General features: G+C 68.7%; 23 protein-coding genes. 16 read left to right on the forward strand and 7 right to left on the reverse strand.

Annotated features, from left to right (window positions below; translation table 11 throughout):
* The first annotated feature begins 103 nt into the window (after positions 1-103).
* Entirely contained in the window at positions 104-1177 is a 1074-nt protein-coding gene (gene purM / locus EBL85_RS00285) for a phosphoribosylformylglycinamidine cyclo-ligase (RefSeq protein ID WP_123140203.1), read from the forward strand.
* Entirely contained in the window at positions 1170-1835 is a 666-nt protein-coding gene (gene purN / locus EBL85_RS00290) for a phosphoribosylglycinamide formyltransferase (protein ID WP_123140202.1), read from the forward strand. The genes purM and purN overlap by 8 nt, the downstream gene beginning before the upstream one ends.
* Positions 1836-1881: 46 nt before the next feature.
* Here purN and EBL85_RS00295 read toward each other — a convergent pair whose 3' ends face one another.
* From EBL85_RS00295 to EBL85_RS00305, 3 genes are all read right to left on the reverse strand, one after another.
* The gene (locus tag EBL85_RS00295; RefSeq protein WP_123141836.1) at positions 1882-4413 is read right to left on the reverse strand and encodes an EAL domain-containing protein; all 2532 of its coding nucleotides are present in this window, start codon (positions 4411-4413) and stop codon (positions 1882-1884) included.
* A 166-nt stretch (positions 4414-4579) separates the two neighbouring features.
* The gene (locus EBL85_RS00300; protein ID WP_123141837.1) at positions 4580-4834 is read right to left on the reverse strand and encodes a DUF6489 family protein; all 255 of its coding nucleotides are present in this window, start codon (positions 4832-4834) and stop codon (positions 4580-4582) included.
* A 59-nt stretch (positions 4835-4893) separates the two neighbouring features.
* Entirely contained in the window at positions 4894-5358 is a 465-nt protein-coding gene (locus tag EBL85_RS00305; protein WP_123140199.1) for a hypothetical protein, read from the reverse strand.
* A 275-nt stretch (positions 5359-5633) separates the two neighbouring features.
* Here EBL85_RS00305 and EBL85_RS00310 point away from each other — a divergent pair, with 275 nt between their 5' ends.
* From EBL85_RS00310 to EBL85_RS00325, 4 genes are all read left to right on the forward strand, one after another.
* Entirely contained in the window at positions 5634-5948 is a 315-nt protein-coding gene (locus EBL85_RS00310; protein ID WP_005223833.1) for an MTH1187 family thiamine-binding protein, read from the forward strand.
* Between the two features lie 76 nt (positions 5949-6024).
* The gene (locus EBL85_RS00315) at positions 6025-6876 is read left to right on the forward strand and encodes a metallophosphoesterase (RefSeq protein WP_123141838.1); all 852 of its coding nucleotides are present in this window, start codon (positions 6025-6027) and stop codon (positions 6874-6876) included.
* A gap of 79 nt (positions 6877-6955) precedes the next feature.
* On the forward strand, positions 6956-7828 hold the full coding sequence (gene hslO, locus EBL85_RS00320) for an Hsp33 family molecular chaperone HslO (protein WP_123141839.1): 873 nt from the start codon (positions 6956-6958) through the stop codon (positions 7826-7828).
* Between the two features lie 13 nt (positions 7829-7841).
* On the forward strand, positions 7842-9092 hold the full coding sequence (locus EBL85_RS00325) for a NupC/NupG family nucleoside CNT transporter (RefSeq protein WP_123141840.1): 1251 nt from the start codon (positions 7842-7844) through the stop codon (positions 9090-9092).
* A 323-nt stretch (positions 9093-9415) separates the two neighbouring features.
* Here EBL85_RS00325 and EBL85_RS00335 read toward each other — a convergent pair whose 3' ends face one another.
* From EBL85_RS00335 to clpB, 4 genes are all read right to left on the reverse strand, one after another.
* Positions 9416-11803 (reverse strand): bifunctional diguanylate cyclase/phosphodiesterase, encoded by a 2388-nt coding sequence (locus tag EBL85_RS00335; RefSeq protein WP_123140194.1) that lies wholly within the window; start codon positions 11801-11803, stop codon positions 9416-9418.
* Between the two features lie 7 nt (positions 11804-11810).
* Positions 11811-12947, reverse strand: a complete 1137-nt coding sequence (locus tag EBL85_RS00340; protein ID WP_223805967.1) for a porin — start codon at positions 12945-12947, stop codon at positions 11811-11813.
* A gap of 25 nt (positions 12948-12972) precedes the next feature.
* A complete protein-coding gene (locus tag EBL85_RS00345) occupies positions 12973-13425 on the reverse strand; it encodes a hypothetical protein (protein WP_223805969.1) in 453 nt (150 codons plus the stop codon).
* 310 nt (positions 13426-13735) lie between these two features.
* Entirely contained in the window at positions 13736-16336 is a 2601-nt protein-coding gene (gene clpB, locus EBL85_RS00350; RefSeq protein WP_123141842.1) for an ATP-dependent chaperone ClpB, read from the reverse strand.
* Positions 16337-16480: 144 nt separating this feature from the next.
* Here clpB and EBL85_RS00355 point away from each other — a divergent pair, with 144 nt between their 5' ends.
* The 10 genes from EBL85_RS00355 to EBL85_RS00400 all read left to right on the forward strand — a co-directional run bounded on the left by EBL85_RS00355 (position 16481) and on the right by EBL85_RS00400 (position 26686).
* On the forward strand, positions 16481-17407 hold the full coding sequence (locus tag EBL85_RS00355) for a LysR substrate-binding domain-containing protein (protein ID WP_123141843.1): 927 nt from the start codon (positions 16481-16483) through the stop codon (positions 17405-17407).
* Between the two features lie 237 nt (positions 17408-17644).
* The gene (locus tag EBL85_RS00360; protein ID WP_123140190.1) at positions 17645-17839 is read left to right on the forward strand and encodes a hypothetical protein; all 195 of its coding nucleotides are present in this window, start codon (positions 17645-17647) and stop codon (positions 17837-17839) included.
* Positions 17840-17846: 7 nt separating this feature from the next.
* Positions 17847-18260 carry a hypothetical protein gene (locus EBL85_RS00365; RefSeq protein WP_123141844.1) on the forward strand — a complete coding sequence of 138 codons (414 nt, stop codon included), beginning with the start codon at positions 17847-17849 and terminating at the stop codon, positions 18258-18260.
* A gap of 17 nt (positions 18261-18277) precedes the next feature.
* Entirely contained in the window at positions 18278-19282 is a 1005-nt protein-coding gene (locus tag EBL85_RS00370) for a TIGR00341 family protein (RefSeq protein ID WP_123140188.1), read from the forward strand.
* A gap of 316 nt (positions 19283-19598) precedes the next feature.
* Entirely contained in the window at positions 19599-21179 is a 1581-nt protein-coding gene (locus tag EBL85_RS00375) for a PAS domain-containing methyl-accepting chemotaxis protein (RefSeq protein ID WP_123141845.1), read from the forward strand.
* A 10-nt stretch (positions 21180-21189) separates the two neighbouring features.
* A complete protein-coding gene (locus tag EBL85_RS00380) occupies positions 21190-22821 on the forward strand; it encodes a PAS domain-containing methyl-accepting chemotaxis protein (RefSeq protein ID WP_123141846.1) in 1632 nt (543 codons plus the stop codon).
* A gap of 95 nt (positions 22822-22916) precedes the next feature.
* The gene (locus EBL85_RS00385; RefSeq protein WP_123140185.1) at positions 22917-23234 is read left to right on the forward strand and encodes an ATPase; all 318 of its coding nucleotides are present in this window, start codon (positions 22917-22919) and stop codon (positions 23232-23234) included.
* A 9-nt stretch (positions 23235-23243) separates the two neighbouring features.
* Complete coding sequence (locus tag EBL85_RS00390; RefSeq protein ID WP_123140184.1) at positions 23244-24317, forward strand: V-type ATPase subunit; 1074 nt, start codon at positions 23244-23246, stop codon at positions 24315-24317.
* Positions 24317-26203 carry a V-type ATP synthase subunit I gene (locus EBL85_RS00395; protein ID WP_123141847.1) on the forward strand — a complete coding sequence of 629 codons (1887 nt, stop codon included), beginning with the start codon at positions 24317-24319 and terminating at the stop codon, positions 26201-26203. The genes EBL85_RS00390 and EBL85_RS00395 overlap by 1 nt, the downstream gene beginning before the upstream one ends.
* Positions 26204-26236: 33 nt before the next feature.
* Positions 26237-26686 (forward strand): ATP synthase subunit C, encoded by a 450-nt coding sequence (locus EBL85_RS00400; RefSeq protein ID WP_005223689.1) that lies wholly within the window; start codon positions 26237-26239, stop codon positions 26684-26686.
* Position 26687 lies beyond the last annotated feature (1 nt).

Raw genomic sequence — 26687 nt, forward strand, 5'->3', positions numbered from 1 at the left:
GCCCGGGCGGCTCGCATCCTACCCGAGCCCCGGAGACTCTCCAAGTTATACCGGGCGCTGACGGTATACAATCGCGCCCTGGCACACTCAACGGAGCCCCAGCGTGACGCAGGATCCCACTCAAAACCCCTCCCCTTCGCTCAATTACCGTGACGCCGGTGTCGACATCGACGCCGGGGCCGAACTCGTCGAGCGCATCAAGCCGCTCGCCGCGCGCACCAGCCGTCCCGGCGTGGTCACCGGTCTCGGCGGTTTCGGCGCACTCTTCGAGCTGCCGCTCGGTCAGTACCGCGAGCCGGTCCTGGTCTCGGGTACCGACGGTGTCGGCACCAAGCTGCGCCTGGCCATCGAGCTCGATCGTCATGACGGCATCGGCATCGACCTGGTGGCGATGTGCGCCAACGACATCCTGGTCAGCGGCGCCGAGCCGCTGTTCTTCCTCGACTACTACGCCACCGCCAAGCTCGACGTCGAGGTCGCCAGCACCGTGGTCGGCGGCATCGCCCGCGGCTGCGAGCTGGCCGGCTGCGCCCTCACCGGCGGCGAGACGGCGGAGATGCCCGGCATGTACGGCGCCGGCGACTACGATCTCGCCGGCTTCTGCGTCGGCATCGCCGAGAAATCCGAGCTGATCCTCCCCGAGCGGGTGCGTCCCGGCGACGTGCTCATCGGCCTCGCCTCCTCCGGGCCGCACTCCAACGGCTACTCGCTGATCCGCAAGGTCATCGAGGTCAGCGGCGTCGATCTCCAGGCGCCGTTCGACGAGGCGACGCTCGCCGAGCGACTGATGGCGCCGACGCGCATCTACATCCCCGCGATCCTGCCGCTGATCCGTACCCTGCGGGTGCACGCGCTCTCGCACATCACCGGCGGCGGTCTCACCGAGAACCTGCCGCGGGTGCTGCCCGAGGACACCCGCGCGGTGATCGATCTCGACGCCTGGCAGCGTCCGGCGGTGTTCGACTGGCTGCAGCAGGCCGGCGGGATCAGTGAGCAGGAGATGCTGCGCACCTTCAACTGCGGCATCGGCATGATCGTCTGCGTCGCCGCCGAGGACCACGACGAGACCATGGCGCTGCTCGCCAACGCCGGCGAACAGGCCTGGACCATCGGTCGCATCGAGCAGGCCGAAGGCGCGCCGGAGGTGCACTACGAGGGCACGCGGACCGATGGGTGAGGCGCAGCAAGCACTCCCGGTGGTGGTGCTGATCTCCGGTGGCGGGAGCAATCTGCAGGCGCTGATCGACGGCCAGGCGCGCGGTGAGCTGCCGATCCGCATCGTCGCGGTGATCAGCAACCGCGCCGATGCGGGCGGACTCGAACGCGCCCGGCGCCATGGCATCGCCACCGCAGTGCTCGATCATCGCGACTATGCCGAGCGCGCCGACTACGATGCCGCGCTCACCGGGTTGATCGCGGATTACGATCCCGGACTGGTGGTGCTCGCCGGCTTCATGCGCATCCTCACCCCGGCGTTCGTCGCCGCACACCGCGGGCGGCTGCTCAACATCCACCCCTCACTGCTGCCGAAGTATCGTGGGCTGCACACCCACCAGCGCGCGCTCGACGCCGGTGAGCGCGAGCACGGCGCCAGCGTCCACTTCGTCACCGCCGAACTCGACGGCGGCCCGGTGGTGCTGCAGGCGCGCGTCGCCGTCGAGGCGGACGACGATGCCGAGCGCCTCGCGGCACGGGTGCTGAAGCAGGAGCACATCATCTATCCGACGGTGGTGCGCTGGTTCGCGCAGGGACGGCTCAGGCTCGATGATCAGGACCAGGCCCGGCTCGACGACGTGCCGCTGTCCGGGCCGCGCATCATCGACGCCGCCGGCTGAACCTCTCGCCCCGGCGCTCCCGACCAGGGGCGCCGGGACGTCCCCCTCAGGCGCGCTTGCCGTCGACCAGGGCGCGCTGGAAGCAATCGAGCTTGGCGAGGATCTGGCGCTTCATCCCGATCAGCTCCATGCACTGCAGCCGCGCCGCCTCCCACTGACCATTGACACGCAACCGCAGGATCTCGGTGGAGACCTCGTGCATGCGCGCATGGATACGCTCGATCTCGGCATACTCGGGCAGCTCGCCATAGCGGTCACGGCCGACGCCGGCCAGCCAGACGCCGAAACGTCGACGACACTGCTCGGCCTGATCCTCGAGCGGCAGCGCCGAGACATCGGCATCGAGCGCACCGATCACCTGACGGACCCACTTGACGTGATCGTACTGCGCCAGCAACAGCGGCAGGTCGAAGCGCTCGCCCTGTCCGCCGCGCCCCAGCAGCCAGCGCGGATCCGGCTCGAACCCCTTGAGCCAGTCGAGCATCGAGTCGGCCGGCATCGGTCGGGCGATGGCGTACCCTTGGGCATGATCGCAGCCGATGCGCATCAGCATCACGCCGTGTTCCGGGGTCTCGACGCCCTCGGCGATAACCTCCTTGCCGAACACGCTGGCCAGCCCGATCACGCCCTCGATGATCGCCAGATCCTCCTGGTCGTCGAGCATGTCGCGCACGAATGAGCGGTCGACCTTGAGGGTCTCGGCCGGGAGCTGCTTGAGATAGTTGAGCGAGGAATAACCGGTCCCGAAATCATCGAGCGCGAAACGCACCCCCATCGCCTGACAGGCGGCGATCACCGCGCGCATCGCCTCGACGTCCTCGAGCGCGACGCTCTCGAGGATCTCGAGCTCGAGCCGTTCGGGCGCCACCCCGGGGTATTCGGCCAGGATCGCCTGCAACCGCGCCACGAAGTCGATGTGCTGGAAATGGCGGGTGGCGATGTTGACACTGACGTTGAGCTCGTGACCCTTCTGCGACCACTCGGCGAGTTGCGCCAGCGCCTCGTGCAGCACCCACTCGCCGATATCGACGATCAGCGAACTCTGCTCGACCAGCGGCAGGAACTCGGCCGGGGCGAGGATGCCGCGTTCCGGGTGCTGCCAGCGGATCAGCGCCTCGACCCCGATCACCTTGCCGGTGCGCATGTTGACCTTGGGCTGATAGAACAGGCGCAGCTCGCCGTGCTGCAAGGCGCGGCGCATCCGCTCGAGTTCCTGATGATGATGCTGGACGTTGGCCGCCGCCTCCATGTCGAAGAGCTGGTAGCGGTTGCGACCGAGCTGCTTGGCCTGGTACATGGCCTGGTCGGCATGGCGCAGCAGGGTGTCGGGATCGGCGTCGTCGAAGGGATAGAGGGTGACCCCGATGCTCGCCGAGACGTCGAGCGGGATACCGTCGATCTCGAAGGGCGCATCGATGGTCTTGAGGGTGCGCTCGAGCACCAGATCCAGCTCATCGGTGTTGCGCAGCTCGGTGATCAGGAGCACGAACTCGTCCCCCCCGAGTCGGGCGACGGTATCGCCACCGCGCACCGTGCGCACCAGTCGCTTGGCGATCTCGACGAGGAAGCGATCCCCGGCGTCGTGCCCGTGATGATCGTTGACCAGCTTGAAGTCGTCGAGATCGAGGAAACAGATGGCCACCAGCCGGTCGCGCCGCTTGGCGTTGGCCAGCGCCTGATGCAACCGATCGCTGAGCAGCACCCGGTTGGGCAGGCTGGTGAGGGCGTCGTAGTTGGCCAGGCTCTCGAGCCGGCGCTGGGCATCCTTGAGATCGGTGATGTCGGAGAACATGCCGACATAGTGGGTCAGGGTGCCCTCGGCGTCCTTCACCGCGTTGACCCGCAGCATCTCGGGATAGACCTCGCCCGATCGGCGTCGATTCCAGATCTCGCCGCTCCACTGACCGAACTCACGCAGCCGATGCCACATCTCCTGATAGAACTGGTCGTCCTGCAGCCCCGACTTGAGCAGCGCCGGGGTGCGGCCGAGCACCTCCTCGCGGGGATAACCGGTCACGCGGGTGAAGGCGGCGTTGACGTCGAGGATGCGCGAGCTGGTATCGGTGATGACGATCCCTTCCTGCGAGTTCTCGAACACGCTGGCATTGAGCTGCAACGCCGTCTGCGCACGCTGGCGCTCGGTGAGGTCGCGCAGCGTCTCGACCACCGCGACCAGCCGCCCCTCGGCGTCGCGAATGGGACCGGCATCGAGTCCGAGATAGCGCTCGGTGTGCAGCAACGGCATGTCGCACCAGCCCTCGACATGGGCCGCACCGGACGCGTCGAGCCCCTCGCCGACGGCCAGGTCGTAGCGATCCCTGAGCTCATCGAGTCGCCCCTGTATCAACAGGTCGGCGAGACAGGGCTTGGGGGCACGGTAGAAGGCGCGCCAGTGCTCGGCAGTGCCGATCACCTCGGCGGCGCGCATCCCGGTGAGCCGCTCGCAGGCCGCATTCCAGATCACCACCCGGCAATCGGCATCGAGCACGAAGGCCGGCACCACCAGCTGGTTGACCAGCGCGATGGCGAAGTCCTGGTCCAGTGCGATGGCTTCTCGAGGGTCGCGGCGAGGGTTCACGCCTCAGACTCCCACGACAGGATGGGCCCGATAGCGGGCGAGTCGGCGGCAATGATGCATCGGGCGATCAAGGGCGTTGCTGGTCCCGCTCGTAACAGGACGGAGGTTGGGCAATCGACATGCCAGCCATTATAGGATCAACGCCCTCTTCCGACATCAGCACGCCTTAGTCGTCGGCCCCGGACGAGCGCCGCTCGGCGCTCGCCACCCCCCCCATCATGCGGTGGAACATCTCCCAGGAGGCGAGCGTACTGTTCATGTAGGGCTGGAACAGCTTGAGCGGCTCGTAGCCCTCGGCGCCCTCGCTGATGCGCGCGCCGATCTCGTCGAGCAGCTGGCGCTGGAAGGCCTCCACATCGGGCAGGCCGAACAGCTTGCGCATCTCCTCCGGGGTCATCTCGACATCGACCTTGATCTTCATCTCGGCGGACCTCCTCGCGGCGGTGGCTTGGATCGCGACGCCGTACGTCGCGATCGGCGTCAGTGACGGCTTGCACGCGGCACCGAGGGTGCCGCCGGCGCCGGTTCATCGATCACCACACCCGGCCGGGTACGGCGCCCGAACAAGACACAGGCGCGCTCGAAGGCGCGGCGGGCCTCGCGGGCGTTCCACTCCCACTCAGAGGGGTGGGCGGTGGCCGGGAGCTGCCAGTGACCGGTGATCAGCACCGGATCGATACGGATCTCGAGCGTCCAGTCATGCCAAACGGTATCGGGCTGCTCGTCCTCGACGAACTCCTGCTCGACCAGACGACAATAGTTGCCGACGCGGTCATCGGTGGCGATCAGCTCGGAGACCACCAGGGCATTGTCGATACAACTCTGCCAGCCGGTATGGACGGCGCTGGCCGAGCCCATCAGGGCATGGAAGAGCATGGCGGGCGAGAGGGTGAGCGACAAGGGGGTATCCAGATCGGGATCCCCGACGGTATCTTCTAAGGGCATGCGTTTCTCGGAGCAACGGGCCACCATGCCAGCGACGGCGACCCCACAGGGTGTTCGGAGCGCACTGCGGACTCCGGGGCCCGATGGTCGTGCGAGGCACGCCGAGTGGCAGCGGAGCGCCGGATCGAGATCGACGCGCAAGCGGTGGCAAGGCTGATGCCGACAGCGCGTCACGACCCGACCAGTGGCGGAGATGTCTAGTCTAAGTCGCCGCGCGCGCGGGCGGCAAATCGCGTGCATGCCCGATCATTCCCAAGACCACACTGGAGACCCCGATGTCCGTGCTTCTCGAACTGACCATCTTCCCGCTCGATCAGGGAGGCAGCGGGGTCAGCCGCTTCGTCGCCCCCGTGGTTGCGATGGTCCGCGACAGCGGCTACCCCCACCAACTCGGCCCCATGGGGACCGTGGTCGAGACCGAGACCCTGCCCGAGGCGCTGGCGCTGATCGAGCGCGCCCAGGCGATCCTCGACGCGATGGGTTGCGAGCGCGTCTATGCGGTGGCCAAGTTCGATATGCGCAAGCGCGCCGAGGGTCGGCTCGAGGGCAAGATCGCCTCGGTCGAGCATCGGCTCGGCGCCCCCGAGTGAGCGGTTTGGCACTGGCCGCGCGCGGCGCTTACCGGTATGGTTGGCGCACCGCACGACAGCCGCACTCGACAGCCCGATGAAGGTCGCGATCTTTTCCGACGTCCAGGCCAACCTCCCGGCCATGGAGGTCGCCGTCGCCCGCATCCTCGACTGGTCGCCGGACCTGGTGATCATGGATGGCGACCTGGTCAATCGCGGCCCCAGCAGCCTCGAATGCCTGCAACTGTTCGAGCGTCTGCGCCGTGAGCACGGCTGGCTGCCGGTGCGCGGCAACCACGAGACCTGGATGCTGCGCTGCCAGCGCGAGGCCCCGCGCGACGCGCTCGACGCGCGCATGCGCGCGTTCGCCGACTGGACGCTGCACCAGATCGCCCCGGCGCTGGAGACGCTCAACCAGTGGCCGGACCATCTGTGCTTCCATGCCGGCAGCGAGACGAGCTGGGTGCACGTCACCCACGGCACCATGCGCGGCAACCGCCACGGCGTCACCGCCGCGCTCCCCGACGAGACGCTACGCGACGGCGCCCTGCCCGAGGGCGTGGCGCTGTTCGTCACCGCCCACACCCACCGCCCGCTCACCCGGGTGCTCGACGGGTTGCCGATCCTCAACGTCGGCTCGGTCGGCTCGCCCTTCGACGGCGACCCGCGCGGCAGCTACGCCCTGCTCGAATTCCATCAGGGGCGCTGGCAGTGGGAGATCGTGCGCTTCGACTACGATCGCGAGCGCGCCCGCCGGACCTTTCTCGACTCCGGCTTCATCGAACAGGGCGGACCGCTCGCGCACATCCTCTACGAGGAGTGGCACCGCGCCCAGCTGCTGATGCCGCAATGGCGCGAGCGTTTCGAGACCGAGGTGCTCGCCGGGACACTCGCGCTCGAGACCGCCGTGGACAGTTTCCTCGCCGAGCTCGACACACCACCGGATTGAATCCCGGGTGCCCGGTGCCAGCCGGGACCCACCCCACGACCAGCGCCGGGCGAATCCGCCCGGCGACCAGGACCTATCGATGAGTGATACCGACAGCCTCCACCGTTTTCTCTTCGAACAGACCGACATCCGCGGCAATCTGGTGCATCTCGACGCCAGCTGGCGCGCGGTACTCGATGCCCACGACTACCCCGAGCCGGTACGCGGCCTGCTCGGCGAGGCGCTGGCGGCGGTCTCGCTGCTCGCCGCCACCCTCAAGTTCGACGGCGCGCTGATCCTCCAGGCCCAGGGCGACGGCCCGCTGCGCACCCTGGTCGCCCAGGCCACCAGCGCACGCACGGTGCGCGGGCTGGCGCGCTGGGATGGCGAGCTCGACCCCGAGGCCCCGCTCGCCGAGCTGTTCGGCACCGCCCGCCTGGTGCTCACCATCGAACCGCGCACCGGCGAGCCCTATCAAGGCATCGTCGCGCTCCAGGGCGAGCGCCTGGCCGATGCCATGGAGCACTTCTTCAGCGGCTCCGAGCAGCTGCCGACCCGACTCTGGCTCGATGCCGACGGCGAGCGCGCCGCAGGCATGCTGCTGCAGCGCCTGCCCGGCGCAGACCGCGCTGCCGAGGACTGGTCGCGGGTGGGCATGCTCGCCGACACCCTGACCCGCGAGGAGCTGCTCGCGCTGCCCGCCGAGCAACTCCTCTACCGGCTGTTCAACGAGGAGCCGGTGCGACTCTTCGAGCCCGACCCGATCGCTTTTCGCTGCGGCTGCTCGCGCGCGCGCATCGAGCAGACCGTCAAGCTGCTCGGCGCCGAGGAGATCGAGTCGATCCTCGCCGAGCGCGACGGGCTCGAGGTGACCTGCGAGTTCTGCAACCGCACCTATCGCTTCGATCCGGTCGACGCCCGCCAGCTGCTCGCCGAGGACAGCCACCACAGCTCGCCGCCGACCCAGCACTGAGCCGGGACCTGCCATGCTGACCAGTCTCCAGCCGCTGCTCGGGCTCGTCGTCATCCTTGCGCTGGCCTGGTCGGTCAGCGAGTCGCGTCGCGCAGTCCGCCCGCGCCTGGTGCTCGTGGGGCTGGGCCTGCAGCTGCTGCTCGCCCTGGCGCTCCTCAAGCTCGCCCCGGTCCAGCAGGGCTTTCTCGCCCTCAACGACCTGGTGCTCGCGCTCGAGCGCGCCACCGAGGCCGGCACCGCGCTGGTGTTCGGCTATCTCGGCGGTGGCGCCGCACCCTTCACCACCCAGTACCCGGAGAACGGCTTCGTCCTCGCCTTCCGCGCTCTGCCGCTGATCCTGGTGATCAGCGCGCTCTCGGCGCTGCTCTTCCACTGGCGGGTGCTGCCGTTGCTGGTACGCGGCTTCGCCTGGGTGCTCGAGCGCACCCTCGGCAGCGGCGGCGCGCTGGGACTCGGCGCGGCGGCCAACGTCTTCGTCGGCATGACCGAGGCGCCGCTGCTGATCCGCCCCTATCTGCGCGAGATGTCGCGATCGGCGCTGTTCGCGCTGATGACCTGCGGTATGGCCACCATCGCCGGCACGGTGATGGTGCTCTACGCGGGCTTCCTCGCCACGGCGATCCCCGAGGCCATGGGTCACATCCTCACCGCCTCGCTGATCAGCGCCCCGGCGGCGCTGGTGATCGCCGGGGTGATGATCCCGGAGACGGCGCGCGAGACCGCCGAGACCCGTGCCCCGTTGCTCAGCGAGGCGCACGGGGCGATGGACGCCATCACCCGCGGCACCCTGCAGGCGATCCCGCTGTGGCTCAATATCATCGCCATGCTGGTGGTGATGGTCGCCCTGGTGAGCCTGGTCAACCAGGCCCTCGGGCTGTTGCCAGAGATCGCCGGCGCGCCGCTGAGCGCCCAGCGCGTGCTCGGCTGGCTGATGGCCCCGGCGGCCTGGCTGATCGGCATCCCCTGGTCCGAGGCCCCCGCCGCCGGCGCCCTGCTCGGGGTCAAGACGGTCCTCAACGAGCTGGTGGCCTATCTCGATCTGGCGGCGCTGCCGCCCGAGACGCTCAGCCCACGCAGCCGGCTGATCATGACCTATGCGCTGTGCGGCTTCGCCAACCTCGGCAGCCTCGGCATCATGATCGGCGCGCTCGGCACCCTGGCCCCGGAACGACGCGCCGAGATCGTCGCCCTCGGCCCGCGCACCATCGTCTCCGGCACCCTGGCCACGCTGATGACCGGGGCGGTGGTGGCATTGGTGATCTGAGCCGCCAGCCGCCAGCCGCCAGCCGCCAGCCGCCAGCCGCCAGCCGCCAGCCGGGGGATTGAACCGCGAAGCCGCAAAGGGAAGAAGAGCCTCCAGCGATCAGCCTCCAGCCGCCAGTGGCTGGCTACCCACAAACACTGGCGCCAAGAACGTGCGCCACGGATGCGGGCAAGCCGTGCTGTCGTCGAGGGCACACACCCACTGGCGGCTGGAGGCTGGTCGCTTGCAACTCAAGCCCCTTTGCGCCCTTCGCGGCTTTGCGGTTCAATCCCGCTGGTCGCTGGTCGCTGGTCGCTGGTCGCTGGTCGCTGGTCGCTGGTCGCTCACTCCCCATCGAGCCGCAGCGGCGCGGGGCGGGCGAAGTAATAGCCCTGGGCGCGGTCGACGCCGATCTCGCGCAGCAGCGCGAGCGTCTCGGCGTCCTCGACGAACTCGGCCACCACCCGCTTGCCCATGGCGTGCGCCATGTCGGTGATGGCGGCGACGAAGATCCGGTCCTCGCGGCTGCTCTTCAGTTCGCGCACGAAGGCGCCGTCGATCTTGACCTCGTCGACCGGGAGCTGGCGCAGATAGGCGTAGGACGCATAGCCGGTGCCGAAGTCGTCGAGGGCGAAGCGACAACCGAGTGCCTGGATACGGTGCATCAGCCGGGTCGCGCTCGACAGGCACTCGATCGCCGCCGTCTCGGTGACCTCGAAGATCAACCGTCCGGGGTCGAGTTCGAGCGTCGCGAGTCGTCGCTCGAGCAGATCCAGCAACCCGGTATCGACCATCGCATTGGCCGACAGGTTGACCGCCAGGCGCAAGCCCGGATGCGCGACCAGCAAGCACAGCGCATGCTCGACGACCCAGTGGTCGATCAGCTGGATCTGTCCATTGTGCTCGGCGACCGGGATGAAGCGATCGGGATAGATCAGCGAGCCGTCGTGATCACGCATCCGCAGCAGCCCCTCGACGTGACAGGTCTCGCCGCTGGCGACCTCGACCACCGGCTGGACATGGAGCTCGAAGCGATCCTCGCGCAGCGCGCCGGCGATACGCTCGCGCCACAGGATCCGGGCATCGAGCTGCTCGCGCTCGGCATCCTCGAGCGAGAACAGATGACAGCGTCCGGGTCCCTGCCGCTTGGCCCGGTACATGGCGAGATCGGCGCTCGCGAGCAGCTCTTCGGTGGACTCGCCCTGAGCGGGAAAGAGCACGATACCGATGCTCGCCGAGACCCGGTGCAACCGGCCGCGCGACTCGATACAGACCTGTGCGATCGCCTGCTGCAGACGCTCGGCGCACCGGCGCGCCTGCTCGGGTTCGGACTCGGGCAACACCAAGGCGAACTCGTCGCCACCGAGACGCGCCAGCAGGTCACCGCGCTCGGCCAGCCCGCGCAGCCGATCGGCCACCCCCTGCAGCAACTGATCGCCGACCTGGTGACCACTGAGGTCGTTGACCTCCTTGAAGTCGTCGAGGTCGAGAAACAGCAGCGCGCCGCCGTGTCCGAAGCGACAGGCCTGGTCGACCACCTGGGCGAACGACTCGCTGAAGCGACGACGGTTGGCGAGCTGGGTCAGCGGGTCGTGCTCGGCGAGCCAGATCAGCTGCGCCTCGGCCTGATCACGGGCGCGCTGCAACCGCTCCATCCGTTCGCTGAGTTGCCACACGGTCTCGAACATCAGGCTGATCTCATCACGCTGCAACCAGCCCCGAGGCGGACGCGCGAGCCGTTCGCGCAACGCCGCATAACGCTGCTCGGCGAGCAGAGGCAAGGCCAGCGCCAACGCTCGCAGCCGACGCAGCGGAGGCTTCATGATCAGCAGCAACAAGCCCTCGGAGAGCAGCAGCCCGAGCAGCCCGAGCAACAGGCCATCGCGGGTGCTCGCGCGGATGCCGGCGCGTTGCTCGGTGACCTCGTTGATCACATAGGCATCGACCCCGGGGGCCAGCGCCGCCACCCGATAGAGCACGAACTCGCGGCCCTCGTGGCGCAGCTCCAGGGTCTCGTCGGGGGCAAGTGCGAACAGTGCGGGGCCCGCCGCCCGGAGCAGTGGACGCGAGTACTCGGGGTGCGTGAGCACCGGGAAGGCGGCCTCGCCGGCGGCACTGGCGACGGCGACCTCCGCCCCGGTGAGGGCATTGAAGTCGAGCAGTACATCGGCGAGCGAGCGTCCCAGCACCAGGCTGCCGGCATACCGACCCTGCCACAGCAGCGGCGTGGCGAGATAGTGCGCACACCCGTCGCGGCCGCGACAGACGAGCTTGCACAGCGAGCGCTCCGGGTCATCCGCCAGTGCATGGAGCAGCACCGGTGGCGGTGGCTCGACGCCCTCCGGCCAGCTCACCGACAGACGCCCCTCGGCATCGATCCAGTACGCCGAGCCGATGCCCCACTCGATCTCCAGCAACACCCCGTTGCTGGCGAGCGCGGCGGCGAGCTGGGCCGCGCGCCCCGCGCCGCTGACATCGACGCCGAACCCCGGCACCAGGGTGGCGAGCTTGGAGAGCTCGTGCTCGCGCGTCTTGAGGATCGCATGGAGCTGGCGCACCTGCTGCTCGCGCAACTGCGACTGGTGCAGGGCGAACTGCGCCTGGGCCCGCGCATTGGCGAGCAGCACCAGCGAGAGGTTGACCACCAGCAGCAACAGGCTGAGCGCGACCAGCGCCTTCCAGCGCAGGCTGAGGATCGGCGGCGAGGTGGGCGTAACGGGGGCGGTGTTCATGGACACCTCAGAACCTCAGTGAGATCTGGGCGGCAAACAGGTCCCAGTCCTCGACCACCCCGTCGCCTGGGGGGTTCTCACGGTACGAGAGGGTGAAACCGCCGTGATGACGCTGATACTCCAGACGCAGCATCAACCGCCTCCCCAGATCCCAGCGCGTCCCGACGACCCAGATCCGGGAGTGATCCGAGGCGGGACAGTGAAGGTGCAGGTCCCCCAGACGACGATCTGCATCCCCCTCCTCATAGCGCAGCATCAGCTCGATCGCCGGCGAGAGCCGATAGGCCGCCTGCAGGTACCATCCGGTCTGGATGGCGTGATGACGATCGGCCTCGGGCCGAAAATGACGCCAATCGATCAGGATATGGGCGTATTCGCCCGCCAGGGTCCAGTTCGCCGCATTGTACTGTGCCGATACCAGCCAGTAGCGGATATCCAGGTTGCCGGCGCCGATCGCAGCCTCGGAGCCGGGATCGAAGCGACTGTGCATGGCCGCGCCACTGAGTCCCAGGCGCAACCGCTCGGCGGGATCGGCATACCACAGGCTGAGCAGTGGCACCGGATGCTCGGGTTCGAGCTCGCCATCATGGTCGTCGAGCAGATAGTTCCACTCGACGTTGGCGTCAAGCAGCGGCAGTCCAGCCCCCAGGGTGGCCGAGAAGGTGCCGAGATCGGTATAGCGCTCGCCGTAGAACATCAGCCCGTCGGAGGCGAGCATCATGTTGCGCACCCGATCGAAATAGACCACCTGGGGCAGGAAGATCCCGGGACGGGTGAAGGGAACGTCACGGGTCTCGTTGTAGAGACCGATCGGGTTCTTGATCCGCCCCATGCGCAGCCCGATGCGGTGTGTCGGGGCGCTCACCAGGGTGGCGTCGGCCAGGGCGTAATCGAGCCAGGGCGTGGCGTCGCTCATCTCCCCGGCGCGCCGCACCAACACCTGGGTGGCGAGCAGCAGGCGCGGGTCGGCGCGCCAGGAGCCGTTGAGACCGAGTTCGGTGAAATCGAGCGAGCCGTCGGGACTGTCGCCGAAGAAGCGATTATCGGAGGTCCAGACCAGAGCTTGGCTGGCGAACCCGTGCAGTTGCAGCGCCGGTTCGGTCGCCCAGGCGAAGCTCGGCAGCCAGTACAGCGCCAACACCATGCCACTCATCCATGCCGCCCGCACCCTAGCGCACCTCGATGATACGTACCTCGAAGCCCGGAGGCGGAGCGTCGGCATAGCCGAGCGCCCCCGGAGTGGAAGCAACGCTGCGGACCAGCTCATGTGGCGAGGTCACGGTGATCGGCACCTGACCGGTGCCCGAGAACAGCAAACGATCCCAGACCCGTCGCAACTGGTAGGGATAGAGCCCGAGCACGCCGGTGACGAAGCGACGGTGCAGGACATGCTCGTCGGGTAGCACGAACACCCGTACCGCGTGCCCGTCCGGCCAGCGCGGTACGCGCATCATCAGATAGCGCCGCGCCTCGTTCTGGGTCAGGTGATCCACCTCCACCGCCGCGTGCGCGATCAACACCTGGGCATCGACCGAGGCCATCCAGATCAACAGCAGCGAACAGATCAGGGACTTGGCGCTGGGACGCAGGCGAGGGGCGCGACGGGATGCGAGAGGTGTCAAGGCGGATGTCCAAGGTTAGGCCCGGTCGCATATCCTGACCATCAGTTCCGTTCCATTGCGCGCGGCGATCGCCACCGGGCGGGTCATGCAACGCGCACACCATCGGCCGGGGCAAATGCCCCCGCGGGCCTCGCGCACTGCTCGGTGCCATCACCGCGCCGCCGGATGCGGCGCGGTGATGCGCGACCATACAGCATACCGAGACCCCGAGGCTATTGTCTCAGGGAAACAACGGGAATGGCGAAACCAGCCGCTCGCCACCGCCGCCGTCCGACCTGGACGGGGCGGTGGCGCCAGCAGGCGGGGTCGGTCAGTCGACCAGTTCGCCGGCGAGCACCCGCTCGAAGCGCAGGGCGCCGTCTGCCACCCCGACCTCGATCAGATCTCCGGGCGCGAACTTGCCGGCGAGGATCTCCTGGGCCAGCGGATTCTCGAGCTGAGCGCGGATCGCGCGCTTGAGCGGGCGGGCACCGTAGACCGGATCGAAACCGGCCTCGCCGAGCAGATCGAGCGCCGCGTCGCTGACCTCGAGACGCATCTCGCGATCGGCCAGGCGCCGCTGCAGATAGTCGAGCTGGATGCGCGCGATGGCGCGGATCTGCGCCTGCTGCAGCGGATGGAAGACGACGATCTCGTCGAGCCGGTTGATGAACTCGGGACGGAAGGCCTGGCGCACCACCGCCATCACCGCCGACTTCATCTCGGCATAGGCCGCCTCGCCGGCGTGCTGCTGGATGACGTCGGAGCCGAGGTTGGAGGTCATCACGATCACCGTGTTGCGGAAGTCCACGGTGCGCCCCTGACCATCGGTGAGCCGACCGTCGTCGAGCACCTGCAACAGCACGTTGAAGACGTCGGGGTGGGCCTTCTCCACCTCGTCGAGCAGGATCAGGCTGTAGGGGCGGCGGCGCACCGCCTCGGTGAGATAGCCGCCCTCGTCATAGCCGACATAGCCGGGCGGCGCCCCGATCAGCCGCGCCACCGAGTGCTTCTCCATGAACTCGGACATGTCGATGCGCACCATCGCCTCCTCGGTATCGAAGAGGAAGCTCGCCAGCGTCTTGCACAGCTCGGTCTTGCCGACGCCGGTGGGGCCGAGGAAGAGGAAGGAGCCGATCGGGCGGGCCGGGTCGGAGAGCCCGGCGCGCGAGCGGCGGATGGCGTCGCTGACCGCGCCGACCGCCTCGTCCTGACCGACCACCCGCCGGCCGATCTCCTGCTCCATGCGCAGCAGCTTGTCGCGCTCGCCCTCGAGCATCCGCGACACCGGGATACCGGTCCAGCGCGAGACGATCTCGGCGATCTCCTCGTCGCTGACCTTGTTGCGCAGCAGCCGGTTGTCGCCCTGCTCGGCCCCGGCGGCGGCCGAGGCCAGTTGCTTCTCGAGCTCGGGGATGCGCCCGTACTGCAGCTCCGACATCCGTCCCAGGTCGCCGGCGCGACGCGCCGTCTCCATCTCCACCCGGGCACGGTCGAGCGCCTCCTTGATGTGCGCGGTGCCGGCAACCGCCGCCTTCTCCGACTTCCAGACCTCGTCGAGATCGGCGAACTCGCGCTCGAGCCGCGCCACCTCGCCCTCGAGGTCGGCGAGGCGCTTGCGCGAGGCCTCGTCGGACTCCTTCTTGAGCGCCTCGCGCTCGATCTTGAGCTGGATCAGCCGACGATCGAGCCGGTCCATCTCCTCGGGCATGGAGTCGATCTCCATGCGGATGTGCGAGGCGGCCTCGTCGATCAGGTCGATCGCCTTGTCGGGGAGCTGACGATCGGAGATATAGCGGTGCGACAGGGTCGCCGCGGCGACGATCGCCGGGTCGGTGATCTCGACGGCGTGATGGACCTCGTAGCGCTCCTTGAGCCCGCGCAGGATGGCGATGGTGTCCTCGACGTTGGGCTCGTCGACCAGCACCTTCTGGAAGCGCCGTTCGAGCGCCGCATCCTTCTCGACGTACTTGCGGTACTCGTCGAGGGTGGTGGCGCCGACACAGTGCAGCTCGCCGCGCGCCAGCGCCGGCTTGAGCATGTTGCCCGCGTCCATCGAGCCCTCGGCCTTGCCCGCACCGACCATGGTGTGCAGCTCGTCGATGAAGAGGATGACATTGCCCTCCTGACGGGCGATGTCGTTGAGCACCGCCTTGAGCCGCTCCTCGAACTCGCCGCGGAACTTCGCCCCGGCGATCAGCGCGGCCATGTCGAGCGAGAGCAGCCGTCTGGACTTCAGCCCCTCGGGCACCTCGCCGTTGACGATGCGCTGCGCCAGCCCCTCGACGATGGCGGTCTTGCCGACGCCGGGCTCGCCGATCAGCACCGGGTTGTTCTTGGTGCGCCGCTGCAGCACCTGCACGGTGCGGCGGATCTCGTCGTCGCGCCCGATCACCGGATCGAGCTTGCCCTGTTCGGCACGCTCGGTCAGATCGATGGTGTACTTCTCAAGCGCCTGACGCTGCTCCTCGGCGTTGGGGTCGTCGACCTTCTGCCCCCCTCGAACCGACTCGATCGCACGCTCCAGTGCCCCCTTCGAAGCACCGGCCTCGCGCAACACCCGGCCCAGCTCGCCGCGGTCATCGAGCGCGGCGAGCACGAACAGCTCGGAGGAGACGTACTGGTCCTGGCGCTGCTGGGCGAGCTTGTCGGTCTGGTTGAGCAGCCGCCCCAGGTCGTTGCCGACGTGCACCTCGCCACCCGCGCCCTCGACCACCGGCAGCCGGTCGAGCAGCTCACCGAGCGCCGAGCGCAGCTGATTGACGTTGACATCGGCGCGGGTGAGCAGGTGGCGTACCGTGCCCCCCTCCTGATCGAGCAGCGCGATCAGCAGGTGGACCGGCTCGATGAACTGATGATCGCGACCGACCGCCAGGCTCTGGGCATCGGCCAGCGCGAGTTGGAACTTTGCCGTCAACTTGTCCATTCTCACGGTGAATTCTCCGGTTTTTTGTAAGTTATTGTCGAAGATTGGGTAGGCGCCGAATCGAATCAAGCCGCCCCCACCGCCCCAGGAATCGCCGCGCGGCGCACATCATGGGTCCGAATCGAGCGCGATTTCCGCTATCATGGGCGGGTGAATCTACGTGACCTGAAATATATCCTCGCCGTCGCCGAGACGCGCCACTTCGGGCGCGCCGCCGAGCGTTGCTTCGTCAGTCAGCCGACGCTCAGCGGCCAGATCAAGAAGCTCGAGGACGAGCTCGACGTGGTCATCTTCGAGCGCACCAACCGCTCGGTCGAGATCACCCCGGTCGGCGAGGAGATCCTCCATCACGCCCGACTGGCGCTGGAGCAGACCGCCGCCATCGAGCAGGTCGCGCACGCCCATCAGGACCCGCTGGCCGGACCGCTGCGCATCGGCGCCATCCCCACCGTCAGCCCCTATCTGGTGCCCTTGCTGCTGCGCCCGCTGCGCGCGCGCTGTCCCAAGCTGCAGCTGGTGCTCTCCGAGGAGATCACCGATACCCTGCTCACGCGTCTCAGCCACCACGAGATCGACGCCGCGCTGCTCGCCACCCCGGTCGAGGACTCCGACCTCGCCGCCATCGAGTTGTTCGACGAACCCTTCTGGCTCGCCCACCCCACGGGCCACCCGCTGCAGCAACGCGCCGAGATCAGCGCCGCGGACCTGGAGTCGTGCGAGCTGCTGCTGCTCGCCGACGGTCACTGCCTGGCCCATCAGGTGATGGAGGTCTGCCGACTGTCGCAGCGCCCCAGCCAGGGCGAGATGGCCGATCTGCGCGCCTCCAGCCTCGAGACCCTGCTGCAACTGGTCAGCGCCGGCTTCGGCTGTACCCTGGTCCCGGCCCTGGCGGTGCGCGAGACCTGGATGCGCGACCACGGTATCGTCTCGCGCCAGCTGCACCTGCCCGATGCCTATCGGCGCATCTCGCTGGTCTACCGGCGCAGCTTCCCGCGACGGCAGGTCCTCGAACGCTTCGCCGAGGTCGTGCGCGACCAGCTCCCCGATAGCGTCCACAGCCTCGGGGCCGCCGCCTGACTCCACCCCACGACCAGACGCGTCGTCACCGCCACACCCGTCGGCACAAGACCCAGCATCTTTTTGACTGCACTGGGAAAAAACCGCAACAATGCGTTCCAAGCCTTGTTGGCCGGGCTTCTAGCCCCGAATCTTCGACTAAACTCGAAGAAAAAAGGATAAGATCCGGCCAACGGATACCACGTCTCTAAAAAGCCACATTCAAGCACGGATCTTGCGATCCACCCAGGGGAGCCCATGCACACCAAACAGACACAGGCATTGTGGGAGCTACAGCGCCAGGGACTACCGGACATCGCCGAGTCGGCCGCCCGCCACTGGAGCGAGGGCCGGCGCTACGAGCCCGATGGGGCGCTGCACATCCCGCGCTCGCTCGAGACCCTGATCGAACAGTGCAACTGGGAGATCGACAGGGTCAGCGTCCAAGCCTGACCACTTCATGATGCACAGCGGACACCTGACCGTCGAGACCCATCCGGACCACCCCGGACTGGTGCGCCTGCAGGCGTGCGATCAACCGCCGCCGGTCACCCCGCAGCTGCGCTGCGCAATCCGCTTCGAGGACGTCGACACCGCTCGCATGCACGCACACCAGCGGTTGCGACGCCGTCTGGTCGACATCGACGCCGGACTCTATCGTGTCGATCCGGTCACCGCCTGCGCCGCGATCGAGGCCATCGCCCTGCCCCACCGCCGGATCATGTTCGATCCCGCCGTGGAGTCTGACCCCGGACTGGCGCCGCTGATCGCCCGCTACCGCACCCACACCCGCCGGGTCGACCTGGTGTTCAATGCCATCGGCGTCTTCGCCCTGTTGCTGTTGCTGGCGCTCGGCATCCTGCTCGGGCCCTGAGAGGAGAGAACACCGCCATGCGCATCGTCGAGGTCATCGCCGACGCCAGACACACCAAGACGCTGCTCGGCATGGCCGGTTTCTATGGCGCCGAGGACGCCTGGTGCGGCGAGGCCGGCGAGGATGGCCGGCGCGCCGTGCGCATGCTGGTCGACGACCAGTCGCGCCAGGCGCTGACCGACTCGCTGCAGGACCTCTTCAAGGCCGATGCCGACGCCCGCATCGTCATCCAGCCGGTCGACACCGTGCTCACCCGCGATACCCCAAGGCGCCAGGACGAGGAGCTGCGCCGGGCGCGGGCGATCGCCGCCACGCGCGAGGAGCTCTACAGCGAGATCGTCAAGGGCGCGCGGCTCGACACCAACCACCTGGTGCTGACCACGCTCTCGACCCTGGTCGCCGCCATCGGTCTCCTCGAGAACAATGTCGCGGTGGTGATCGGTGCGATGGTCATCGCCCCGCTGCTCGGCCCCAACATCGCCCTGGCCTTCGCCACCTCGCTCGGCGATCGCGCCCTGGTGTGGCAGGCACTGCGCACCAATGCCGCCGGACTCGGCCTGTCGCTGCTGCTCGCCGTCGCCATCGGCCTGATCTGGGAGATCGACTTCTCGCTCAACGAGCTGGCCGCGCGCACCGACGTCGGACTCGCCGGGGTCGTGCTGGCGCTCGCCTCGGGCGCCGCGGCGGTGCTCTCGCTCACCTCCGGGCTGTCCTCGACCCTGGTCGGGGTGATGGTCGCCGTCGCCCTGCTGCCCCCGACGGCAACCATCGGGCTCGCCCTCGGCAGCGCCCGCTGGGACCTCGCGCTCGGCGCCCTGCTGCTGCTCGCCGTCAACATCGTCTGCGTCCTGCTCGCCGCCAAGCTGGTCTTCCTGTTCAAGGGCGTGCGCCCGCGCACCTGGACCGAGCGCAACCGCGCACGTCAGTCGATGCGGCTCTATCTGGCGCTCTGGGCGCTGCTGCTCGCTGCCCTGATCACCGTCATCCTGACTCGCTCGGGCGGCCTGCCCCAGTTCGCCTGAGCCGCTCAGACAGCGCCCCGATGAGCGAGCCGAGCAGAGCGCGCATCGCTCGACGAGTCGTGTCATCATTGGACGATGCCGATTCGGGCACGCGCGTCCCTCATGCCCGGGGGCCAGGACGGCGCCACAGCACGGGATCGATGTGAACGTGATCGCAAACCGGCAGGTGGGGGGCAAACCGCCCCGCCTGTCAGGTCGAGATCGCCTGCCAGAAACACAATGTGTACCGAGATCGACTCGGTACTGCGACTGGCCAAGGCATCAGCGGTCCCGACCCTACGCTAACCGAGGGCTGTACCCCCAGGGATTTCCCCGCATGAAAAAGAACTATCCAGTGACGCAACAGGAGGTGTCCTTCCCGGACGACACCAACATCCTGTCGACCACCGATCTGAAGGGCGCCATCACCTACGTCAACGACCGCTTCGTCGACATCTCCGGCTTCACCGAGGACGAGCTGATCGGGCGTAACCACAACATGGTGCGCCATCCCGACATGCCGCCGGCGGCCTTTGCCGACCTGTGGAAGACGCTGAAGTCCGGGCGTCCCTGGATGGGCCTGATCAAGAACCGTTGCAAGAACGGCGACCATTACTGGGTGAGCGCCTATGTCACCCCGATCACCCACGACGGCACCGTCACCGAATACCAATCGGTGCGCACCAAGCCGAGCCGCGCCAGGGTCGAGCAGGCCGAGCGTTTCTACGCCGAGCTGATGCGCGACCGGCATCCCTGGCGCTGGCGCCTGGGCATGACCCGGGCGCGCTGGCGCCTGCTCGGCACCATCGCGCTGCTCGGTGCCGGCGCACTCGCCGCCGCCCCGTTGCTCGGACTCGGCACGCTCCAGGCCGCACCGCCGGTGCTGGTGTTCACCCTGACGGCGATCGCCCTGGCCTGGCTCGAGACCCGCCCGCTCGCCACCATCGCCGCCCAGGCGCGCATGGTCGCCGACAACCCCATCAGCCAGTACGCCTATACCCAGCGTCGCGACGAGTTCGGCGCGGTCGAGTTCGCCCTGCGCATGCTCGAGGCCGAGAGCGGCGCGGCGGTGGGTCGAGTCGACGATTCGGCGACACGACTGCTGCGACAGGCCGAGCACATGGTCGAGGCGGTGGAGTCGGCGCGCGGCACCATCCTCCAGCAGCAGTCGGAGACCGATCAGGTGGCCACCGCCATCGAGGAGATGAGCGCCAGCGTGCGCGAGGTCGCGCAAAGCGCCCAACAGACCGCCGACACCGCCCACGAGGCCGATGCCAATGCCACCAACGGCGGCGAGGTGGTGGGCGCCACCGGCGATTCGATCGGCCGGCTCGCCGAGGAGATCGAGCAGGCCGCCGCGGTGATCCACACCCTCGAGCAACACAGCGGCGAGATCAGCGCCGTGCTCGACGTCATCCGCGGCATCGCCGAGCAGACCAACCTGCTCGCGCTCAACGCCGCGATCGAGGCGGCGCGCGCCGGTGAGGCCGGGCGCGGCTTTGCGGTGGTCGCCGACGAGGTGCGCAACCTCGCCAACCGCACCCAGCAGTCGACCACCGAGATCCAGACGATGATCGAGAAGCTGCAGGCCGGCACCCGCTCCTCGGTCGAGGTCATGGGCAACAGCCGCACCCAGGCCGAGCAGAGCGTCGCCCAGGCACGCGAGGCCGGCGAGGCACTCCAGCGCATCGCCAGCGGTATCCAGTCGATCACCGACATGAGCACCCAGATCGCCACCGCCGTCGAGGAGCAGAGCGCGGTCAGCGAAGAGATCAGCCGCAGCATCGCCGATATCCGTCAAGGCGCCGACCAGACCGCCGCCGGCAGCCATGCCATCGGACAGGCCTCCAGCCAGGTCGTCGAGCTCTCCAGCGAGCTACGCACCCTGGCACGGCAATTCTGGGAACATCGGCGCTGAGGACTCCAAGATGAAGACCAATCTCCCCGTCACCGGCCAGGAGCGCTCCTTCGCCGAGACCGACAACATCATGTCGACCACCGATCTCAAGGGCATCGTCACCGATGTCAACGAGACCTTCGTCGAGATCAGCGGCTTCGATCGCGACGAACTGGTCGGCGTCAACCACAACGTGGTGCGTCATCCCGACATGCCACCGGCGGCCTTCGCCCAGCTGTGGCAGACCATCAAGTCGGGTCGCCCCTGGATGGGCCTGGTCAAGAATCGCTGCAAGAACGGCGATCACTACTGGGTCGACGCCTTCGTCAACCCGATCATGCGCGACGGCAAGGTATTCGAGTACCAGTCGGTGCGCCTGCGCCCGGCGCGCGATCTGGTCGACAAGGCCGAGCGGCTCTATGCCGGGATCCGTGCCGGACGCCTGCCGCTGGCGTTGCGCCTGCCACGGCTCTCGGCGTTCTGGCGACTGACCGGCTGGCTGGTGCTCGCCGCGCTGCTCGCCCTCGCCACCCTGCCGCTGACCGACCTGCCGCCGACCCCGGGGCTCGCCCTCATCGCGCTGCTGCTGGCGGCCGGCACCCTGGTCGCATGGATTCAGACCCGTGCGCTGGCGCGACTCAACGCACGGGCACGTCAGGTCATCGACGACCCCACCGCACAGTATCTCTATACCGGCAGCAACACCGAGTACGGCGCCATCACCCTGGCGATGCGCATGCTGCGCACCGAGAGCCGCTCGTCGGCGGTGCGCATCTCCGATACCGCGGCCAAGCTCTCGCGTCAGGCCGAGGCCGCGGTCGAGACCATCACCGAGCTGCGCGCGGCCATCCTCAACCAGCAGTCGCAGACCGATCTGGTGGCCACCGCCATCGAGGAGATGAGCGCCAGCGTGCGCGAGGTCGCGCGCAATGCCCAGCACACCGCCGACAGCGCCGACAGCGCCGACAGCGCCGCGCGCGATGGCAAACGTGTCACCATCGATACCCGCGAGGCCATCGCACGACTCTCCGATGAGGTCGAGAACGCCGCCGCGGTGATCCACACCCTCGAGCAGCACAGCGACGAGATCAGCGCCGTGCTCGACGTCATCCGCGGCATCGCCGAGCAGACCAACCTGCTCGCGCTCAACGCCGCGATCGAGGCGGCGCGCGCCGGCGAGCAGGGACGCGGCTTCGCGGTGGTCGCCGACGAGGTGCGCAACCTCGCCAATCGCACCCAGCAGTCGACCACCGAGATCCAGGCGATGATCGAGAAGCTGCAGGACGGCGCGCGCGCCTCGGTCGAGGTGATGCACGGCAGCCGCGCCCAGGCCGAGCGGAGCGTCGCCCAGGCGCGCGAGGCCGGCGGCGCGCTCGAGGCGATCGCCGCCAGCGTGCAGCAGATCACCGACATGACCACCCAGATCGCCACCGCCGTCGAGGAGCAGAGCGCGGTCAGCGAGGAGATCAACCGCAGCGTCACCAATATCCGCCAGTCGGCCGACGGCAACGCCACGACCACCGGCGAGATCGAGCGCACCGCCGAGACACTGGCCACCCTCGCCGAGGAGCTGCGGGTGCTCGCCGATCAGTTCTGGAGCCACCGGGTCTGCATGACCGATGCGGTTCGCCTGAACGGCTCGGCGGGCGGGAAACGCGGCTGACCTGGCGCAAGACGCCGACGATGCTCTGCGCCATCGTCGGCGTCTTTCGCGTAAGCTAGGGTCGCGAATGCCCAGATCAGACGAGAGCGCGACCGATGGATGACACCCTCAAGCGACTGCTCGATGTCGAGATGCGGGCCGAGCGGCTCGCCCAGCAGGCCGAGACCGAACAGGGCCGGATCGTCGATCAGGCGATGGCCGAGGTCCACGCCGAGCAGGCGCGTTTCACCGCCAGGATCCCGGAGCTGCGCCAGGGCTTCGTCGCCAAGGCCGGAGAGCGCGCCGAACAGAGCATCGCCCAGCTGCGACGTCGCTATGACGAGCGCCACGTCCACCTGCGCGATCAGGCCGAACAGCGCGAGGCCGAGGCACTCGAGGCCGCCTTCCAGGTCCTGATCGACACCAGCCGCTGACCCCGCGCCATGGCCGATGCCGACCACGCCTATCTCGACGCCCGGGTCTCGATGATGGCCACGGGGCTGCACGACCCGGACACCATCGATCGACTCGCCACCCTGCCGCTGAGCGCCCTGGTCGACCAGCTCGGGCTCGACGCCCTGCTCGACGCCGCACCATCACCGCGCGCGCGTAGCCGCGCCATCGAGCAGGCGCTGGTCCACCAGCTGCTCGCCGAGCTGCAGGTGCTGATCCGACCGCTGCAGGGCGACGAGCGCGAGCTGATGCTCGCCTGGGGGCGCAAGTATGCGCTCTACAACCTCAAGACCCTGCTGCGCGGCAAGCTCCATGCGCTCGAGGCCGAGACCATCGCCGAGCAACTGTTCGACCTGCCCGCCCCGATCCGGCTGCCGATCCATACCCTGTTCCGCGCCGAGAGCGTCGAGGAGCTGCTGCGCCAGCTCGAGACCGGTCCCTACCGCCAGATCGCCCGCCAGGCACGCGAGGTCTATGCCCGGCGCCGCGAACCCTTCGCCCTCGAGGCGGCGATCGACCAGCACTACTACCTCGGGCTGGCGCGCCACGTCCGCACCTTCGGCGCACCGCACGGCACCGCGCTCAGACGCCTGATCGGCGCCGCGCTCGACCGCGTCGACCTGCTGTGGCTGCTGCGCTTCCGGCTCTGCTACGGACTCTCACCCTCCGAGACCTTCTACTGGCTGGTGCCCTCGACCGGACTGCTCGGACGCGAGCGACTGCTGCGTCTGGTCGCGCTCGACGGGCTCGAACCGGTCATCGAGGCCCTGCCCGCGCCGCTCGCCGGTCAGCTCGCCGGCAGCGAGGACATCGCCGAGGTGCAGCGACGCGTCAACATCCACAGCGCCACCATCGCCCGCGCCCTGCTCGCCCACGGCGACTCGGCGCCAGCGCGCGCGCTGGCCTATCTGATGCTGCGCGAGGCTGACCTGCTGAGGCTGTTCGCCATCATCCAGGGGCGTCTGCTCGGTCTCGCCCAGCACACCATCGACGCGGCGCTCGAGCGCGCCCCCTCGGGCTGTACCTGGCGCGCCGCGGCCTGTACCCGGCGAGAGGAGACCTGATGCTCTCGCCCACGGCGATGAAACACGTCCGCCTGCTGGTCCTCGCCGAGGACCTGCCCACCGCCTCGCTCGCGCTCGCCGAGACCGGTCTCTTCCACCCCGACGCGCGCGCCCCGGACGAGGCGCGGCTCGACACCGCCCCGGCACGCGACTATCGTCGCCATCACGAGCGTGCCCGACAGCGGCTCGACAAGCTCGCCGAGCTGCTCGACCTCGCGTTGCCGCAGCACATCGACCAGCCTCGGGTGATCGAGCCCGAGTCCCTCGCCGCGCTCGATCACTGGCTCGGCGAGCTGTGGCAGACCGCCTCGGCCCATGCCGAGGGCCTGCGCCAGCTCGACGACGAGGCGCGCCTGGTCGCCGAGCACCAGGCCGCGCTCGCCAACTTCGCCGCGCTCGACATCGATCTGGCGGTGCTGCGCAACAACACCCGTTTCCTCGATATCCATGTCGGCATGGTGCCGCGCGAGAACCTCGCCCGGCTCGGCGGCGCGCTCGGGCTCGCCCACTATCTGGTCCACGTCTACATGCAGCGTGGCGACCAGACCCATGTGGTGATCGTCGGTCCCAGCGACGCCGCCCCCGAGTCACTGCCCCAGGTGCTCGCCGCCGCCGGCTTCCAGGCGCTGCCGATCCCGGTCGAACTCGACCGCGAACCGGCGCGGGTACGCCAGCAGCTCGAGACGCGCAGCGCCGACATCGCCCGACGCCGCGCCGCGCTCGAACGCGAGCTTGCCGAGTGGGGTGCCGACCATCGCGCACAGCTGCTTGCCGCGCAGCAGACCCTGCTGCTCGCCGCCCCGCTGGTCGCGCTCGACCCGGCGCTGCGCGCCAGCGGACCGCTCGCCCATCTCGCCGGCTGGGTGCCGGCGAGTGCGGTCGAGGCGCTCGAACAACGCTTGCGCGAGACCCTCCCGCATCCCTTCGCCCTGAGTGCCCGCGACCCGCGCGCCGACGAGCGAAGGTTGGTGCCGACGGTGATCACCCGCAATCGCCTGCTCGCGCCCTTCGCCACCCTGGTCGGTCAGTACGGCATCCCCGAGTACGGCGAGGTCGACCCCACGCCGCTGTTCGCCGTCACCTTCCTGCTGATGTTCGGCAGCATGTTCGGCGACCTCGGTCAGGGCGCGGTGATCGCGCTCGCCGCCTGGCTGCTGCGCCGACGGCTCGGGCGCTTCTGGCCCTTCGGACTGCTCGCCGGGTTGTCGTCGATGGCCTTCGGACTGGTCTTCGGCAGCGTCTTCGGCAACGAGCACCTGATCCCGGCGCTGTGGATGAGCCCGCTCACCGATCCGCTGCGGATGCTCACCCTGGCGCTCCTCTGGGGGGTGGGGTTCATCACCCTCGCCTGTACGCTGGCGATCTACAACCGGGTGGCCGTCGGGCGCTGGCGCGACGCCGTGCTCGGGCATCACGGTGCGGTCAATCTGGTGTTCTATCTCGCGCTGGTCGGCGCCGGGGTCGGACTCGCCGAGGACGGCGCACTCGCCCCCTGGCCGGCGACCATCGCCGGGCTCGCCCTCGCCACCCTGGCCTGGGCGAGCTGGCGCGAGCAACAGGGCCCGCTGATCGAGCGCGCGCTGGTGGTCTTCATCGCCACCCTGGAGACGGTGATCGGCTATGTCTCCAACACCCTCTCCTTCCTCCGCGTCGCCGCCTTCGGACTCAACCATGTCGCGCTCGCCATCGCCGTCTACACCCTCGCCGGGATGCTCGGCGAGGTCGGCCACCTCATCACCCTGGTCCTCGGCAACCTCTTCATCATCGTGCTCGAGGGCGGGATCGTGATGATCCAGGTGATGCGACTGCAGTACTACGAGGGGTTCTCGCGTTATTTCTCCGGGGACGGACACGCCTTCGCGCCACTGCGCCTGCCGCGTGACTGACCCCGGCACCATCCACCACATCAGGAGCGTCACATGTATTGGCTCGTCGCCCTCATGACCCTGGCCATCCTCGGCCTGATCCTCACCGGACTGGTGCTGGAGCTGCGCCCCCGCGCCAGCGCCCGGCTCCGTGACTGGTTCCGCCCGGCGCTCGGCACCCAGCTGGTGGTCTTCGTCGGCGCCCAGCTCGGGCTGCTCGTGCTCGGGCTCAACGACGCCCTGGCCGCCACCGAGACCCTCGCCGAGACCGCCGCGCCCGAGATCAGCCTCGGCATGGGGCTGGCGATCATCGGCGCCGGTATCCCCACCGCGATCTCGACCATCGGCGCCGGCATCGCCGTCGGCCCGATCGGCGCGGCCTCGCTGGCGGCGATCACCGAGAAGCCGGAGAACCTCGGGCGCACCCTGATCTATCTCGGTCTGGCCGAGGGCATCGCCATCTACGGGCTGGTGGTCTCGATCCTGCTCATCAACAAGATCTGAG

Source organism: Marichromatium sp. AB32 (genome assembly GCF_003718675.1).
Classification (GTDB): Bacteria; Pseudomonadota; Gammaproteobacteria; order Chromatiales; family Chromatiaceae; genus Marichromatium; species Marichromatium gracile.

Bases quoted from the DNA above. Each gene is read 5' to 3' on its own strand.
- purN (WP_123140202.1), top strand. From the start codon at position 1,170: ATGGGTGAGGCGCAGCAAGCACTCCCGGTGGTGGTGCTGATCTCCGGT.
- EBL85_RS00300 (WP_123141837.1), bottom strand. From the start codon at position 4,834: ATGAAGATCAAGGTCGATGTCGAGATGACCCCGGAGGAGATGCGCAAG.
- EBL85_RS00305 (WP_123140199.1), bottom strand. From the start codon at position 5,358: ATGCCCTTAGAAGATACCGTCGGGGATCCCGATCTGGATACCCCCTTG.
- EBL85_RS00310 (WP_005223833.1), top strand. From the start codon at position 5,634: ATGTCCGTGCTTCTCGAACTGACCATCTTCCCGCTCGATCAGGGAGGC.
- EBL85_RS00315 (WP_123141838.1), top strand. From the start codon at position 6,025: ATGAAGGTCGCGATCTTTTCCGACGTCCAGGCCAACCTCCCGGCCATG.
- hslO (WP_123141839.1), top strand. From the start codon at position 6,956: ATGAGTGATACCGACAGCCTCCACCGTTTTCTCTTCGAACAGACCGAC.
- EBL85_RS00325 (WP_123141840.1), top strand. From the start codon at position 7,842: ATGCTGACCAGTCTCCAGCCGCTGCTCGGGCTCGTCGTCATCCTTGCG.
- EBL85_RS00335 (WP_123140194.1), bottom strand. From the start codon at position 11,803: ATGAACACCGCCCCCGTTACGCCCACCTCGCCGCCGATCCTCAGCCTG.
- EBL85_RS00340 (WP_223805967.1), bottom strand. From the start codon at position 12,947: ATGGTGTTGGCGCTGTACTGGCTGCCGAGCTTCGCCTGGGCGACCGAA.
- EBL85_RS00360 (WP_123140190.1), top strand. From the start codon at position 17,645: ATGCACACCAAACAGACACAGGCATTGTGGGAGCTACAGCGCCAGGGA.
- EBL85_RS00365 (WP_123141844.1), top strand. From the start codon at position 17,847: ATGATGCACAGCGGACACCTGACCGTCGAGACCCATCCGGACCACCCC.
- EBL85_RS00370 (WP_123140188.1), top strand. From the start codon at position 18,278: ATGCGCATCGTCGAGGTCATCGCCGACGCCAGACACACCAAGACGCTG.
- EBL85_RS00375 (WP_123141845.1), top strand. From the start codon at position 19,599: ATGAAAAAGAACTATCCAGTGACGCAACAGGAGGTGTCCTTCCCGGAC.
- EBL85_RS00380 (WP_123141846.1), top strand. From the start codon at position 21,190: ATGAAGACCAATCTCCCCGTCACCGGCCAGGAGCGCTCCTTCGCCGAG.
- EBL85_RS00385 (WP_123140185.1), top strand. From the start codon at position 22,917: ATGGATGACACCCTCAAGCGACTGCTCGATGTCGAGATGCGGGCCGAG.
- EBL85_RS00390 (WP_123140184.1), top strand. From the start codon at position 23,244: ATGGCCGATGCCGACCACGCCTATCTCGACGCCCGGGTCTCGATGATG.
- EBL85_RS00395 (WP_123141847.1), top strand. From the start codon at position 24,317: ATGCTCTCGCCCACGGCGATGAAACACGTCCGCCTGCTGGTCCTCGCC.
- EBL85_RS00400 (WP_005223689.1), top strand. From the start codon at position 26,237: ATGTATTGGCTCGTCGCCCTCATGACCCTGGCCATCCTCGGCCTGATC.